This is a genomic window from Streptomyces diversicolor (genome assembly GCF_057537855.1).
This window is the reverse complement of record NZ_BAAJXA010000020.1, coordinates 63,202-76,765: the sequence shown is the minus strand read 5'-3', so window position 1 is coordinate 76,765 and position 13,564 is coordinate 63,202. Positions and strand designations below refer to the sequence as shown.

Annotated in this window: 13 protein-coding genes; 6 read left to right on the top strand and 7 right to left on the bottom strand. The window is 71.7% G+C overall.

Translation table 11 applies throughout. From position 1 onward, the window contains the following. Nucleotides 1-9: 9 nt before the first annotated feature. The 3 genes from AC27LF_RS23890 to AC27LF_RS23880 form a co-directional block, all read right to left on the bottom strand. A complete protein-coding gene (locus AC27LF_RS23890; protein ID WP_479658410.1) occupies nt 10-1,233 on the bottom strand; it encodes an ABC transporter substrate-binding protein in 1,224 nt (407 codons plus the stop codon). A 152-nt stretch (nt 1,234-1,385) separates the two neighbouring features. Continuing rightward, entirely contained in the window at nt 1,386-2,126 is a 741-nt protein-coding gene (locus tag AC27LF_RS23885) for an SDR family NAD(P)-dependent oxidoreductase (protein WP_479658409.1), read from the bottom strand. Further along, nucleotides 2,123-2,959 (bottom strand): fumarylacetoacetate hydrolase family protein, encoded by an 837-nt coding sequence (locus AC27LF_RS23880; RefSeq protein ID WP_479658408.1) that lies wholly within the window; start codon nt 2,957-2,959, stop codon nt 2,123-2,125. Before AC27LF_RS23880 ends, AC27LF_RS23885 begins: the two co-directional genes overlap by 4 nt. 112 nt (nt 2,960-3,071) lie before the next feature. Here AC27LF_RS23880 and AC27LF_RS23875 point away from each other — a divergent pair, with 112 nt between their 5' ends. Both AC27LF_RS23875 and AC27LF_RS23870 read left to right on the top strand, forming a co-directional pair. Beyond that, nucleotides 3,072-4,370: an enolase C-terminal domain-like protein gene (locus tag AC27LF_RS23875; protein WP_479658407.1), complete on the top strand. Its 1,299-nt coding sequence runs from the start codon at nt 3,072-3,074 to the stop codon at nt 4,368-4,370. After that, a complete protein-coding gene (locus tag AC27LF_RS23870) occupies nt 4,367-5,305 on the top strand; it encodes an aldo/keto reductase (RefSeq protein ID WP_479658406.1) in 939 nt (312 codons plus the stop codon). Before AC27LF_RS23875 ends, AC27LF_RS23870 begins: the two co-directional genes overlap by 4 nt. A gap of 114 nt (nt 5,306-5,419) precedes the next feature. On the opposite strand, the gene AC27LF_RS23865 is transcribed toward AC27LF_RS23870, so the two are convergent. From AC27LF_RS23865 to AC27LF_RS23855, 3 genes are read right to left on the bottom strand one after another with little or no spacing between them, the layout of a single operon-like run. Beyond that, nucleotides 5,420-6,349, bottom strand: coding sequence for an amidohydrolase family protein (locus AC27LF_RS23865; RefSeq protein ID WP_479658405.1), 930 nt, complete (start codon nt 6,347-6,349; stop codon nt 5,420-5,422). Then, nucleotides 6,346-6,681 carry an L-rhamnose mutarotase gene (locus AC27LF_RS23860; protein WP_479658404.1) on the bottom strand — a complete coding sequence of 112 codons (336 nt, stop codon included), beginning with the start codon at nt 6,679-6,681 and terminating at the stop codon, nt 6,346-6,348. The genes AC27LF_RS23865 and AC27LF_RS23860 overlap by 4 nt, the downstream gene beginning before the upstream one ends. Beyond that, nucleotides 6,681-7,352: a FadR/GntR family transcriptional regulator gene (locus AC27LF_RS23855; protein ID WP_479658403.1), complete on the bottom strand. Its 672-nt coding sequence runs from the start codon at nt 7,350-7,352 to the stop codon at nt 6,681-6,683. Before AC27LF_RS23855 ends, AC27LF_RS23860 begins: the two co-directional genes overlap by 1 nt. A 337-nt stretch (nt 7,353-7,689) precedes the next feature. On the opposite strand from AC27LF_RS23855, the gene AC27LF_RS23850 reads away from it, so the two are divergent. From AC27LF_RS23850 to AC27LF_RS23835, 4 genes are all read left to right on the top strand, one after another. Continuing rightward, nucleotides 7,690-9,735 carry an ATP-binding protein gene (locus AC27LF_RS23850; RefSeq protein WP_479658402.1) on the top strand — a complete coding sequence of 682 codons (2,046 nt, stop codon included), beginning with the start codon at nt 7,690-7,692 and terminating at the stop codon, nt 9,733-9,735. Further along, nucleotides 9,732-10,376: a response regulator gene (locus AC27LF_RS23845; RefSeq protein ID WP_479658401.1), complete on the top strand. Its 645-nt coding sequence runs from the start codon at nt 9,732-9,734 to the stop codon at nt 10,374-10,376. The genes AC27LF_RS23850 and AC27LF_RS23845 overlap by 4 nt, the downstream gene beginning before the upstream one ends. Nucleotides 10,377-10,616: 240 nt before the next feature. Next, entirely contained in the window at nt 10,617-11,900 is a 1,284-nt protein-coding gene (locus tag AC27LF_RS23840; RefSeq protein ID WP_479658400.1) for an alpha/beta fold hydrolase, read from the top strand. Between the two features lie 91 nt (nt 11,901-11,991). Then, complete coding sequence (locus AC27LF_RS23835; protein WP_479658399.1) at nt 11,992-12,870, top strand: universal stress protein; 879 nt, start codon at nt 11,992-11,994, stop codon at nt 12,868-12,870. 42 nt (nt 12,871-12,912) lie between these two features. On the opposite strand, the gene AC27LF_RS23830 is transcribed toward AC27LF_RS23835, so the two are convergent. Continuing rightward, nucleotides 12,913-13,512, bottom strand: a complete 600-nt coding sequence (locus AC27LF_RS23830; protein ID WP_479658398.1) for a hypothetical protein — start codon at nt 13,510-13,512, stop codon at nt 12,913-12,915. Nucleotides 13,513-13,564: the final 52 nt, after the last annotated feature.

Below are 13,564 nucleotides of genomic sequence, written 5' to 3'. Positions count from 1 at the left end.
GGGTTCCGGCTACTTTCCGATGTGGCGGGAGATCTCCGCGAGCACGTCTGCGGCCGGCTTCTCCCCGTTCACCATCTGCGGGCCGTACTGGCTGAGCATCTGGTTGAGCTTGTCGCCGTCGGCGCTCCCCGGCAGCGGGACGGCGCTCGCGAGCGCACTGTCCAGGGCTTCCTTCGCGCCGTCGATACCGGCGCTCTCGTACCAGGCCGCCTGCGCTGCCGTGCGGGCGGGGAAGGCCCGGCCGTCCTTGGCGAGTGAGGTCAGGGTCTTTTCCGACGTCATCGCCGTGATGGCCTTGAAAGCGGCCGTCGGGTCGGAGCAGGTCCTGGAGATGCCGAAACCGCTGCCCGCCGAGTAGGTCTTCTGCTCGCCTTCGGGCGACGGGATGGTCGTGACGCCCACGTCGAACTTGGCCTTCGCCTTGAAGTCGAGGGAGTTCCACGGGCCGCCGACCGTCGCGGCGGCCGTGCCGTTGATGAAGGCGTTGTCGTCGGCGCTGGCGTCGGCGCCATCGGCCTTGGTCGCGGATCCGTCCTTGACGAGGCCGGCGATCCACTCGACCGCTTGAGCGGTCTTCGGGGAGTCGAGGGAGACCGTGCCGGAGTCGTCGATCATCTTGGCGCCGCCGGTGGAAAGAATCGTTCCTTCCAGGAAGATGTCCTCGACGGTGGTCGCGAGAGCGACCTGGCCGTTCTTCTTCAGGGCGGTGGCCGCGGCCTCGAAGTCGTCGACGGTCCATCCCGGCTTCGGGGCGTCGACGCCGGCCTTGTCGAAGGCGTCCTTGTTGTAGAAGAGCAGGAGCGGGCCGGTGTCGTAGGGGATGGCGTACTGCTTGCCGTCCACGGCCAGGGCCTTCATGGCCCCTTCGTCGAACGCGTCGCTGTCGAAGCCGGTCGACTTGATGAGGTCGTCCAGCGGCAGCAGGCCCTCGGAGAACTGGTTCACGCGCAGGCTCTGCATCGTGACGATGCAGGGCGCGCCAGACGTCCCGAGCTGTGTCGAGATCTTGGTCCAGTAGTCGTTGAACGGCGAGCCCTGCAGGGACACCTTCTTGCCGGATGCCTCGGCGCCGGTTTCTCCGACACCCGCCCAGACTTTCTGATCGTCCGACGAGCCGATCCACATCGACCAGGTGAGGCTGTCACCGCTGCCCGAGCTCTGGCCGCCGGAACAGCCTGTGAGGAACAGAGCCCCCACAGCCGTGGTGGCGACAGCCGCAGTCCGTACTCTCATGTCATCACCTTTGATTTCATTCGGCCTAGTGGCTGATGTGGTACTCCGACGTCAGGCACGAGCGATCTAATCATCCGATGTTTATCGTGTCAACGGCGGTGTAATCCTGGGATATCTCCTCGTGACCTGACGCATACATCGGATATGTGCGGTCAGTTACGCAGCCTGAGGCCCGACATCCCGCCATCGACCTCGACGACCGTCCCCGTCGTCGAGCCCGCACGGGGACTGGCCAGATAGGCAACGGCATCAGCGACCTCCGCGGCCTCGACCAGACGCCCGTGCGGCTGCCGGGCATCCAGAGCCGCCCGCTCGGCCACCGGGTCCTGCGCGGAGTCCAGCAGCCGGGCCACCCAGGGGGTCGCCACGGTTCCGGGGCTGACCGCGTTCACCCTGATCCCCTCGCGCACATGATCCGCCGCCATCTGGAGCGTCAGCGAGTACAACGCCCCCTTGCTCGCCCCGTACAGGGCCCGCCGCGGGAGCCCCGCGCTCGCCGCGATGGAGCACATGTTCACGATCGCGGGGCAGGAGGACCGGCGCAGCCACGGCAACGCGGCACGGCTGACGCGCACGGCGCCGAGCACGTTGATGTCCAGGACGCGGTGCCATTCCTCGTCGGAGTTGTCGGCCACCGTGCCCTGGGCACCGATCCCCGCGTTGTTGACGACGACGTCGATCCCGCCGAACGTCTCGGCGACGTGCGCCACCGCCGTCCGCACGTCCTCGTCCCGTCCGACGTCCACCCGGTAGGCGTCCCGCTCCCCGTCAGGCGGGTTCAGATCCAGTACCGCGACCCGTGCGCCCTCCGCGCGCAGCCTGCGGACGATCGCCGCGCCGATGCCCGACGCGCCGCCGGTGACCAGGGCCCTGACGTTCTCGAAGCCGGTCATCGGATCACCTGCCGCTGCCGGCCGAGCCCGTCGATCTCGACCTCGACGACATCTCCGTGCCGCAGATAGGGGAAGCGTCCCGACAGGGCGACGCCCTCAGGCGTGCCGGTCATGATCAGATCGCCGGGTTCGAGCGCCAGGAACTGGCTGAGCCGCCAGACGATCTGGGCGACGTCGAAGATCATGTCGGAGGTGCTGGAGTCCTGGCGCGGCGCGGCGTTGACCCAGCTGCGCAGCCGCAGCGTGCGCGGATCGATCTCGTCGGCAGTGACGAGCCAGGGGCCGACGGGAGAAAACCCGGGGAACGACTTGCCCTTGCTCCACTGACCGCCGGATCGTTCGATCTGCCACTCGCGCTCGGAGAGATCGTTGACCAGTGTGTATCCGGCGACGTGCCCGATGGCGTCCTCGGGCGAGTCGAGGTAGCTCGCCCTGCGCCCGATCACCACGCCGAGCTCCACCTCCCAGTCGGTCTTCACGCTGCCCGGGGGGAGGGTGACGTCGTCGTCGGGACCGACCACGGTGTTGGGGGTCTTGAGAAACACCACCAGGTCCTCGGGGGTTTCGGCCCCGGACTCGGCGGCGTGGGCGGCGTAGTTCATCCCCACGCAGATGACCGCGGACGGCCGGGCGATCGGTGCGCCGATCCGCTGCCCTGCGCGCTCGATACGCGGAAGTTCACCTGCGCGCACCGCGGCGGCGACGCGGTCCAGGGACTGCGACAGGAAGGGCCCGTCGATGTCGTCCGTGAGAGTCGACAGGTCGAGGTAGTGGTCTTCGGCGACGACGACCGGCTTCTCCCGGCCGACCTCCCCGATCCGCGCGAGTTTCATGAGATCCCCTCCAGAACATCGGAACTCTAAGCCCACCTGTAAGGCGGAGCGACGGCACCATACCATTTGACCCTTCGATTGATCCGATGTTTAGATCCTCTCGGGAGGACCCATGACCACGATCACATCCGTTTCCACGGCGGACGTCCGCTTCCGGACCTCCGCGTCGCTGGACGGCTCGGACGCCATGAACGCGGACCCCGACTACTCGGCGGCCTATGTCGTCATCCACACCGACGCACCCGACGGCCACGAAGGGCACGCCTTCGCCTTCACCATCGGCCGCGGCAACGATGTGCAGGTGGCCGCCATTCAGATGCTGGAGGGCCATCTGCTCGGACGCGAGGTCGAACCGCTGCTCGACGACATGGGTGAGGCGTGGCGGATCCTCGCGCACGACTCCCAACTACGCTGGCTGGGCCCCGAAAAGGGCATCATGCACATGGCCGTCGGCGCGGTCGTCAACGCGCTGTGGGACCTCAAGGCCAAGCGGGCCGGCCTGCCACTGTGGCAACTGCTGGCCCGGATGTCCCCCGAGCAGCTCGCCGACCTCGTCGACTACCGCTACCTCACCGACGCCCTGACCCGCGAGGAGGCCATCGGCATCCTGCGCCGCGCCGAGCCCGGCCGGGCCGAGCGCGAGCAGATCCTGCTGGCCGACGGATACCCCGCCTACACCACAAGCCCCGGCTGGCTCGGCTACTCCGACGACAAACTCGCCCGCCTGTGCCGCGAGGCCGTCGACGCCGGATTCCCGCAGATCAAGCTCAAGGTCGGCGCCAACCTCGACGACGACATCCGACGTATGCGCATCGCACGTGAGATCTGCGGCGACGGCTTCCCCATCGCGGTCGACGCGAACCAGCGCTGGGACGTGGCCGCCGCGATCGAGTGGGTCCGCGCCCTCGCGCCCTTCGATGTGGCCTGGGTGGAGGAACCGACCAGCCCCGACGACATCCTGGGGCACGCCGCCATCGCCCGCGGGATCGCTCCCGTGCCGGTGGCCACCGGGGAACACGTGCACAACCGCATCATGGTCAAGCAGTTCCTTCAGGCCGAGGCACTTCACATCCTCCAGATCGACGCGGCCCGGGTCGGCGGAGTCAACGAGAACATCGCCCACCTGCTGCTCGCCGCGAAGTTCGACACCCCTGTCTGCCCGCACGCCGGGGGCGTGGGCCTGTGCGAGGCCGTCCAGCACCTGTCGATGTTCGACTTCATCGCCGTCTCCGGCACGACCGAGGGACGCATGATCGAATTCGTCGACCATCTGCATGAGCACTTCGTCACCCCGACGGTCGTCCGGGACGGCCGGTACCTCGCACCGACCACCCCGGGCGCCGGAACCGAGATGCACGCAGCCTCGATCACCGCACACCGCTGGACCGCAGAGACGGGAGTCGCCGCATGACCGACCGGCTGGGATTCGGAGCCGCATCCATCGGCAACCTGTACCGCGAGGTGTCCGACGAAGACGCCCGGACGGTACTGGAGGAAGCCTGGGCAGGCGGCATCCGCAGCTACGACACCGCACCCCACTACGGACTGGGCCTCAGCGAACGGCGACTCGGCACCTTCCTGCGACAGCAGGCCCGCGACACCTACCGTCTGTCGACAAAGGTCGGCCGCCTGATCGTGCCGAACACCGGCCGCCGCCACGGCACCGACGAAGCGAACGGTTTCGTCGTGCCTGACGACCACGTACGGCACTGGGATCCCAGCCCGGCCGGTGTGCGGCGAAGCCTGGACGCCTCACTGGAACGGCTCGGCATCGACCGCGTCGACACCCTGTTCCTCCACGACCCCGACGTCTACGACCTCGCCGAGGGACTGCGGCTGGGGCTGCCCGCCCTCGCACGCCTCCGGGAAGCCGGGCTGGTCGACGAGATCGGCGTCGGCGTCAACAGCGTGGAGGCAGCCGTCCGCGCGGTCCGCGAGGGCGACCTCGACGTCGTCATGATCGCCGGCCGCTACACCCTGCTCGAACAGCCCGCCGCCACGGAACTCCTCCCCCTGTGCCAGGAGCGCGGCGTACGGGTGCTCGCGGCCGCCGTGTTCAACTCGGGACTGCTCGCCTCCGACACCCCCGCCGCGGCGCACTACAACTACGGGGCCGTACCGCCCGAGTTGGTCGCACGCACCGAGCGGCTGCGAGAAGTCTGCGCCCGCTTCGGCATCCCGCTGCCCACCGCCGCCATCCAGTACCCACTGCGCCACCCGGCGGTGAACCAAGTGGTCGTCGGTACCGCACGCACCAGCTCACTGCGCGCCAATCTCCAGCACATGAAGACGGAGATCCCCGACGAGCTGTGGGAGACGCTGCGCGACGAGCAGCTGATCCCCTGACCGATTCCCACCGACCGCGTAGGGCCCGGACAGTACCGCGTGCACGGTCCGGGCCCTGTGTCTGCGGGCCGCCACGATGTCCCCGGGTTCCGGCAACCGGGGGACATCGTCGTCTCAGTCGCCGATCCCGTAGACCCTGCGGGCGGTGCCCGCGGCGACCTGCGGCCAGTCGTACGGGCCGACGACGTCGCGGACGAGGCGGAACCACGCGCCTGTCGTCGTCCTGCCGTCGATCCCGGTACTCACCGGCCAGTCACCGCCCAGCAGACAGCGCTCCGGGCCGAACAAGTCGAGGGCCGCGCGCAGCAGATCCGGACCGTGCCGGTGCAGGGTCCCCGCGTCGGAGGCTTCGGCGGGGAGTCCGGAGAGCTTCACCGTCAGCCGCTCATGACGGGCGAGGCGACGCAGCGCTGTCAGCCAGGTCTGTCCGGCTTCCGAGTGCAGTCCCTCGTCCACCGGCGGCTTGCCCAGGTGGTCGAGGACGGTGATCCCGTCGCACGAGTCGGTCAGGAGGCGGTCGAGGTCGTCGAGCTGGGTCCAGCGCACGCAGGCGTCGAAAACCAGACCGGCGCGGGCGACTTCGGCGAGTCCCTTGTGCAGTGCGGGCGCCGCGAGCCGCTCGGGAGGAAGATCCTGGAGCAGATGGCGGACCCCGCGCACCAGCGGCAGTCCGGCCACCCGGTCGATCCGTTCGCCTGCGTCGGGCGCACCCAGGTCGGCCGCGACGACCATCGCCGCCAGTCCGGGCCAGTCCAGTCCGGCAACCCAGCGGGCCTCTTCGAGGGCCGAGTCCGGGGTGACATCGGCCTCGACACACACCCATCGCGTCACCGCGCCGTCGGCGTCGTCGATGTCGCCCGGCAGCCTCGGCCGGTCCAGCGCCGTGCCCGCGAGCCAGTCGTAACGCAGCCGACGCGGGTCCCAGACGTGCACATGCGCGTCGACCAGATCCGCACCGATCCCGTCGGCGCGGCCGGTCTCGCCGGCGTCGCCCGCGATGACGGCCGGCTCTGCCCGCCCGTCCCCGGCCCGCGGCCCGGTCACCGTCCGCCGTCCCGCTGCGCCGCGAGGTCCCAGATCAGTTCGAGCGGTCCGGCACCCTGCTCGCCGTCAGCGTCACGGAACAGCTCCACGAACCGCCCGATGTCACGCTGCCACGCCTGGTCGGCGGGCTCTTGAGGCAGCGCCGCACCGACCGCGTCCCAGTCGTCGCAGTCGACCAGGTGGAACAGCCGCCGTCCCGAGCGCCAGATGGTCCAGTCATGGATGCCGAGCCGACCGAACACGGCGACCAGGTCGTCGGGGATCCGCAGGTGCCGTTCCCGGTAGAGATCGACGGCGCCCTCTCGGATCTCGGAGTGCAGCGCGACACGCATCAGCGGGCCTTTCTCAGCCAGTGCTCCACGCCGGAGACGTGGGCGATCATCAGTGCCTGGGCGAGCTCCGCGTCCCTGTGCCGTACGGCTTCCAGGATGCTGCGGTGCTCGTCGATCGTGCGGGCGACCGAGCCGCCCTCGGTGATGCCGCGCCAGACGCGGGCGCGGACGGTGTGGCTCGACAGAGAGTCGAGGAGACTCGTCAGATAGGCGTTGCCGGTCGCCTCGGCGATCGCATGATGAAACGCGATGTCATGGGCGACCAGGCTCTCGACGTCGGCGTCCTCGCCGACACCCGCGAGCCGCCTCTCGATCTCGTCCAGCTGGGCATCGGTGATCGAGCGGCACGCCAGGGCGGCCACCTGGGGCTCAAGCATCCGCCGTACCGCGAAGACCTCCAGGATCGAGTCGTCCCGGTGGAGATCGACCACGAACGACATGGCCTCCAGCAGCAGCCTCGGTTCGAGGCTGGTGACATAGGTGCCGTCGCCGCGCCGCACGTCCAGGACACGGATGACCTCCAGCGCCTTCACGGCCTCCCGCAGGGAGTTGCGCGACAGCCCGAGCGACTCGCTCAGCTCCTTCTCGGTGGGAAGCCGGGATCCGGGCGAGAGCTCGCCCGAAACGATCATTTCTTTGATCTTGAGAATCGCTGCATCGGTGACCGCCATGAGCCCCACTCTAGACGAAGTCATCGGATGTCTGGCCGACCGAGGTTGACCTGCGCCGCGGTACCGCTGACCGATCTCATGAAGAGGTGTGAACAGCTGTCTCGTCCGCCGGTGACCGGGGCAACCACCGAAGCATGCCAGACGTCCGATGTCCGGTGGGGTGTGCGCCGACTGCTGCCCGCCGGTCCGTGATGTGCGGGACCCGCTCGGTCGTACGGGAGGCCGGGGGCGGGTTGGTTATCCTGCCGGGCATGCGGTGGGGCATGCGGGATCCGGTGCCGCGGGCGGAGCCCGGACCGTTTCGGCCCGCGTGCCCGTGCACTCGCGGGGCGCGGTCGTGAGCACGCCCGTGGCCGCCGCCGTCGCCGCCGTGGTGGCGTTCGTCGTTCTGTACGCCCTCGCGCTGCGGCGTACCGCCGGGCTCGCCGTCGCGGGGTCGGCCGTCGCCGTCGCGGCGGCCACCATGACCGGCATCGCTGCCGGACTGCGTCCGTGGAACGTCGTGGGCACGGCCCTGGTCGCGGCCGGCGCCGCGGCCGTGGCCTGGGTACTGGGCAGATCGCGGCGGCGCCGCCGGGCCGAACGGTCCGCCCTGGCCGCGTACCGCGCCGGCGCGGCGGCCATGCCGCGGTACGCCGCGCTCGCCGAGCGGGACCGGCTCGCCGCCGAACTGCACGACGTGGCCGCGCACCGGCTCACCGCAATCGTCGTCTCCGCCGCGGCGGCCCGGCATCTCACCGACCCGGACCTGATCGCCGGCGCCCTGCGCCACGCGGCGGACACGGGACGCAAGGCCGTGGCAGAACTGGACCGCCTGGCGGACCGGGGCGACGCCGCGGGCAGCTCACTCCACGATGTCGCCGCCCTGGCGACCGAGTGCGGTGCCGACCTGGAGGACACCACCGGTACCGGGCCGGCCGTTCCCGCCGCGACGGGCGCGGTCGCGTACCGGGTGGTCCGTGAGGCGCTGACCAACACGGCCCGTTACGCCCGCGGCGCGACGGTACGCGTCGCCCTGGGCAGGCGTCCCGGACTCCTCACCGTCACCGTGACGGACGACGGCGGCACCGCAGCGGAACCGGACCTCGGCACCGGCCGCGGCCTGACCGGTCTGCGCGGCACGGTCGGCGCGGCGGGCGGCACGCTCTCGTACGGGCCGGCGCCCGGCGGCTGGACCGTCCACGCCGAACTCCCCCTGCCCGAAGAACCGCCCGCCGGGCCGGTTCCCGACAGGCGGTGGCTGAACCTCGCGGGGCGGTCCGGCCTCGCCTGCGGTCCGCGCCGCCGCCCGCTCTGGCGCGGCCCCACCGCCCTCGACTGGGCCCTGGTCGTGCTCGCCGTCGCGCTCTCGCTCGGCGCGGGCCTGCTCTCCGAGGACGTACCCGACTCGTTCCGCAGCGCGCTGTCCGGTCTGCCCATCGTCCTGCTGTCCGGCCTGCACGCCGTGCCGCTCGGCTGGCGTTCGCGCGCGCCCGGGGCGGGGCTGACCGCCGTGCTGTCGGCGCTGGTGCTGTGGTGGGCCTGCGACCAGGCCGGCTGGACGCGGCCGCCGGTCAGCGACATCTTCCTCGTGTACTGGTGGGTGGAGTTGACCTTCGTGTACAGCGCGGGCGCGTATCTGCCGGTACGGCGCGGTGTGCTGGCCCCCGTCGCGGTGGCAGCGACCGGCGGTCTGGCACTCGCCAGCGGCAGCGGTATCACCGGCCCCCGGGCGGCGGCCTGGGCTGCGCTGACCGCCCTGCTCGCCTTCCCCGCCTTCGCACTGTGGGGGCTTGGGGTACGCACCGCCCTGCGGCGTGAGCGGCGCAGGGCCACCGCGGCCCGCAGCCGGGAAGTGCTCGAACGGGACGCCGACGCCGCCGTACGCGACCAGCGCCGCGTGATCGCCGCGGGCCTGCTGCGCACCGCGCACCGGCACGCGTGCGATGTGGTCACCGCCGCCGACGCCGGACGGCTCGACACCGTCCTCTCCGAAGCACGAGCCGGCCTCGCCGCGCTCCGGGAACTGCTCATGGACCTGCACGGCCAGGGCGACGACGGCACGGGGCAGGGCGTCGCCGCGCCGCCGCCCACGCTCGCCGGCATCTCCGCGCTGGCCACCCGCTACGGCGCCACCGTCAGCTACCGGGGGCCGCGCGCCGCCGAGCCCGTCGTGGTGGGTGTGGCTGCGTACCGGGTCGCCGCGATGCTGCTGGCCGAGGGGGTCGGACTGACCGTGCTGCGCGGTGCCGCCGGTGTCGAGGTGTCGGGACCGCTGCCCGCCGCGCCCGGTACGCGACGGCACATACGGGCCGTGGCCGACGCCGTGGGCGGTACGCTCACCCAGACCGACAACGCGGTGCACGTGTGGCTGCCGGAGGTGTTCCCATCGCGATCAGTGTGACCGTCGCCGACGACCAGACGGTGGTACGCGCCGGAATCGCAGCGATCCTCGACGCCGAACCCGACCTGTCCGTCGTCGGACAGGCGGCCGACGGCGAGTCGGCTGTCGCGCGCGTGCTCGAACTGCGGCCGGACGTCGCCCTGATGGACATCAGGATGCCGGGCGGCGGTGGGCTGGCCGCCACCGCCCGGATCACCGCGGAGGCTCCCGGCACCCGTGTCGTCGTCCTGACCACCTTCGACCTCGACGAGTACGTGTTCGCCGCGCTGCGCGCCGGGGCGGTCGGCTTCCTGCTCAAGGACGCCGAGCCGGAGCGGGTGGTCGACGCCGTGCGGGTCGCCGCCCGCGGCGGCGCGCTGCTCGACCCCATGGTGACGCGGCGGCTGGTCGAGCGGTACGCCACCGGTGACGCCCCCGCCGACGCCGACCGGCTGCGGCGGCTCACGCCGCGCGAAACCGACGTCCTGCGGCACGTGGCCCGCGGGCTGGCCAACGCCGAGATCGCCGCCGAACTCGGCATCAGCCCGGCCACCGTCAAGGACCATGTCGCGGTGGTCCTCGCCAAACTCGGCGTCCGCAACCGCGTCCAGGCGACGATCGCCGCGTACGAGACCGGCCTCGTACGCCCCGGAGTCCGCTGAAACACCGGCCCACAAAGCGAGCGGCACACTACGGCGTGGCCGGCCAGGGCGCGCCGCACCCCACCGTGGCCGTCGCCTACCCCGGTGTCCACCGCAGCGAGTGCGGCCGGCCTTCCCAAAGGGGTGGTGACCCCCGCCGTGCGGCGGGGGTCACCACCCCCTCCACCAGCGGATTTCACCGCCGGACCGTCGTCCGGCAGCCTGACGACCAGGCCCTGCCCCCACACCTAGCCTCACGGCATGGCACTCAGAATTCCCCGGTCCGGTCCGTTTCCCCCGCTCGTCCGCCGCACATGCGGCGGCCTTCTGCTCGCCGTCACGGTGGCACTGACACCGGTCGCCGCGGCAGCCGGTTTCCTCGCGGCGGCGTTCGCGACCGCGAGCGTCTGGCTGCTCGCGGCCGCGGGTCTCGTCGTCGCCGCGGTGGTCGCCCACCTGCTCGGCGGCGCGGCCTTCCGGCTGCTCGGCAGGGGCGGCCTGCGGGCCACGGCCGCCCTCACCGCCGTGCTGCTCCTCGGCACCACGGCCCTGGCCGCCGCCACCGTCTTCCGCCCGATGCCGGCCCCGGCCGCGGGTCCCGTCCCCTCCGGCGTCCGCTTCTGGAACCTGCCGACCGGCTCCCGGATCGCCTACGTCCACACGCCCGCCGCCGGCACGCCCCGGCCCACTCCCGTCATCTTCCTGCACGGCGGCCCGGGCACCCCGGCGGAGGGCACCCCCACCGCCGGTCGGGAACTGGCCGCGGAGGGATTCGAGGTCTACTCCTACGACCAGGTCGGCGCGGGCCGTTCCACCCGGCTGTCCGACATCACCGGCTACACCGTCGCCCGCCAGGTCGCCGACCTCGACGCGATCCGCCGGCTCCTCGGCGCGGACCGCATCGTCCTCGTCGGCCAGTCATGGGGCGGCTCCCTGGCCGCCCAGTATCTGCGGGCGCACCCCACACACGTGTCCAAGGCGGTCTTCACCTCGCCGGGCGCCCTGTGGGGCCGGGAGTACCCCGGGTCCCAGGCCGGCGAGCCCTGGGACGATCTGACACCGGCCCAACGCTCCCGGCGCGACGACCTGGACAGCAGACCCCGCCTGATCGCCGCGAGCCTGCTCCTCGGCGTCAACCCGCGCGCCGCGCACGCCCTGGCCGGCGACCGCGAACTCGACCACTGGATGCACGAAGTGGCCCTTGTCGGCAAGGACACCACGTCGTGTGCGGGGACGGCACCCACCGGGGCACACAACAACCCGCAGGGTTTCTACAGCAACCAGATGACCGTCAAGGACTTCGAACAACTCCCCGACCCGCGTCCCGTCCTGCGCACGGTGCGCGTGCCGTCGCTGATCCTGCGCGGCCAGTGCGACTTCGTCAAACCCGAAGTCACCCAGGAATACCGCACGACCCTGCCCGACTCCCGGCTGGTCCACATCCAGGGCGCGGGACACTCCATCAGCCATGCGCAACCCCGCCTGTACACCGCACTCCTACGGGCCTTCCTGCTGGACAAGCCCCTCCCGGCACCGGCGTCCTGACCGCCGCTCCGCTGCGCCGCCCGGCGCGGTGGCGCAGGATGGAGGGGAACCGGGCAGGCGCCCGCGCGCCGGCCCGGCGAGGAGGCACGGCATGGGGAAACCGGTCGTAGTCGGCGTCGACGGCTCACCGTCCAGCCTGGACGCGGTGGAGACGGCGGCACACGAGGCGGCGGTGAGCGGGACCGGCCTGCGGCTGGTGCATGCCTTCGGGTGGCCGTCGATCCATCCACCGCTGGGTGGACCGCCGTGGAGTCCTGCCGTAGCGGGGGTGCGCGAGCTGGTGGACGGCACGCTGGCCGAGGCCGAGCAGCGGGCGCGCGAGGTCGCGCCGCGTGTGGACATCGCCCGGGAGGTCACCGTGGGCGAGCCGCTGATGGTGCTGGAGATCGAGTCGCGCACCGCGTCGCTCGTCGTCGTGGGAAGCCGCGGCCTTGGCTCGTTCGGCAGCCTGCTGCTCGGTTCCACCGCGGTGCATCTGGCTGCCCACGGCCGTTGCCCGGTGCTGGTGGTGAGGGGCAGACCGAACCCCACCGGTCCCGTGCTGCTGGCGGTGGACGGCTCCCCGGCGGGCGAACGCGCCGTCGAGTTCGCCTTCGCCGAAGCGTCGATGCGCGGTGCGGGCCTGCTCGCCCTCCACGTGTGGAACACGTGGAGCGAAGGAGCCTCCGCGGGACCGGCAGCTCCGGTGAACCTGGTGGTCGGCATCGAACGACTCCGCGACGAGGAGCAGCGGCTGCTGGACGAGACCCTGTCTCCGCACCTGGCGCGCTACCCCCAGATCACGGTGGAGCGGCGCCTTGTGCTCTCCCGGATCCGCCCGGCCCTGATCGAGGCGAGTCACGATGCGCAGTTGGTCGTCGCCGGAGCTCGTGGCCGGGGCGGGTTCACGGGGCTGCTGCTCGGCTCGGTCAGCCAGGCCCTGCTGCACCACGCCCACTGCCCCGTCGCGGTGATCCGCGGCACGGAGTGATCAGCGCTTCGAGGGCAGGGGCCGCTGCGGGATTCGCTTCCCTCACCCATGCGTGCGGTCGCGCAGTGTGTACCCGCCGTCGATGACCTTCGCGTCGGCCGCGGGTGCCATGCACTTCGTGAGCAGCGGCTCGTCCTTCTCGGTGGCTCCGGAGAGTCCGATACGGGCCTGGCCCTTCTCCGGGACGAAGAAGCTCACGCCCATGCGGGTGTGCGGGTCGAGCATGGTGAGCCAGGGGTGGCCGGGGCTGGTGCGGACCAGGCGGCCGGTGACGGTGGCGGTGGGACCGCCCGTGGTGAGGCAGTCGACCTGGAACTCGCCCCAGTAGAGCGTGCCGTCCTGGGCGTGCGAGATGCGGAAGGTGCCCCAGGAGCGCTGCGGGACACTCCCGACGGTGTAGGTCGCGTGGGCGTCGACGGACACCCGCACCTCCTGGTCCGCGACCGGGTAGTCCATGCGCGCGTCGCCCTTGAGCGCGGAGACGGCGGCGGTCTCCCGCGCCGGCGGCGAGGACGAGGCGGGTGCCGCGGCGGCGGCCTCAGGCGCGGCCGGCGAGATCGAGACGGGTGCCGCGGCGGCGGGCGCGGCGACGGCGACCACCACGGCGACAAGGGCGGTGGCGCGCAGGGTCCTGTTCAGCATGCGGGGCTCCGATCGGAGGGCGTTGGGATACCCACTGATCGTCGTCAATCCC

Coding starts and splice junctions, on each gene's coding strand:
- AC27LF_RS23835 (WP_479658399.1), top strand. CDS start 11,992: ATGGGGAAACCGGTCGTAGTCGGCGTCGACGGCTCACCGTCCAGCCTG.
- AC27LF_RS23870 (WP_479658406.1), top strand. CDS start 4,367: ATGACCGACCGGCTGGGATTCGGAGCCGCATCCATCGGCAACCTGTAC.
- AC27LF_RS23840 (WP_479658400.1), top strand. CDS start 10,617: ATGGCACTCAGAATTCCCCGGTCCGGTCCGTTTCCCCCGCTCGTCCGC.
- AC27LF_RS23830 (WP_479658398.1), bottom strand. CDS start 13,512: ATGCTGAACAGGACCCTGCGCGCCACCGCCCTTGTCGCCGTGGTGGTC.
- AC27LF_RS23855 (WP_479658403.1), bottom strand. CDS start 7,352: ATGGCGGTCACCGATGCAGCGATTCTCAAGATCAAAGAAATGATCGTT.
- AC27LF_RS23880 (WP_479658408.1), bottom strand. CDS start 2,959: ATGAAACTCGCGCGGATCGGGGAGGTCGGCCGGGAGAAGCCGGTCGTC.
- AC27LF_RS23875 (WP_479658407.1), top strand. CDS start 3,072: ATGACCACGATCACATCCGTTTCCACGGCGGACGTCCGCTTCCGGACC.
- AC27LF_RS23890 (WP_479658410.1), bottom strand. CDS start 1,233: ATGAGAGTACGGACTGCGGCTGTCGCCACCACGGCTGTGGGGGCTCTG.
- AC27LF_RS23860 (WP_479658404.1), bottom strand. CDS start 6,681: ATGCGTGTCGCGCTGCACTCCGAGATCCGAGAGGGCGCCGTCGATCTC.
- AC27LF_RS23885 (WP_479658409.1), bottom strand. CDS start 2,126: ATGACCGGCTTCGAGAACGTCAGGGCCCTGGTCACCGGCGGCGCGTCG.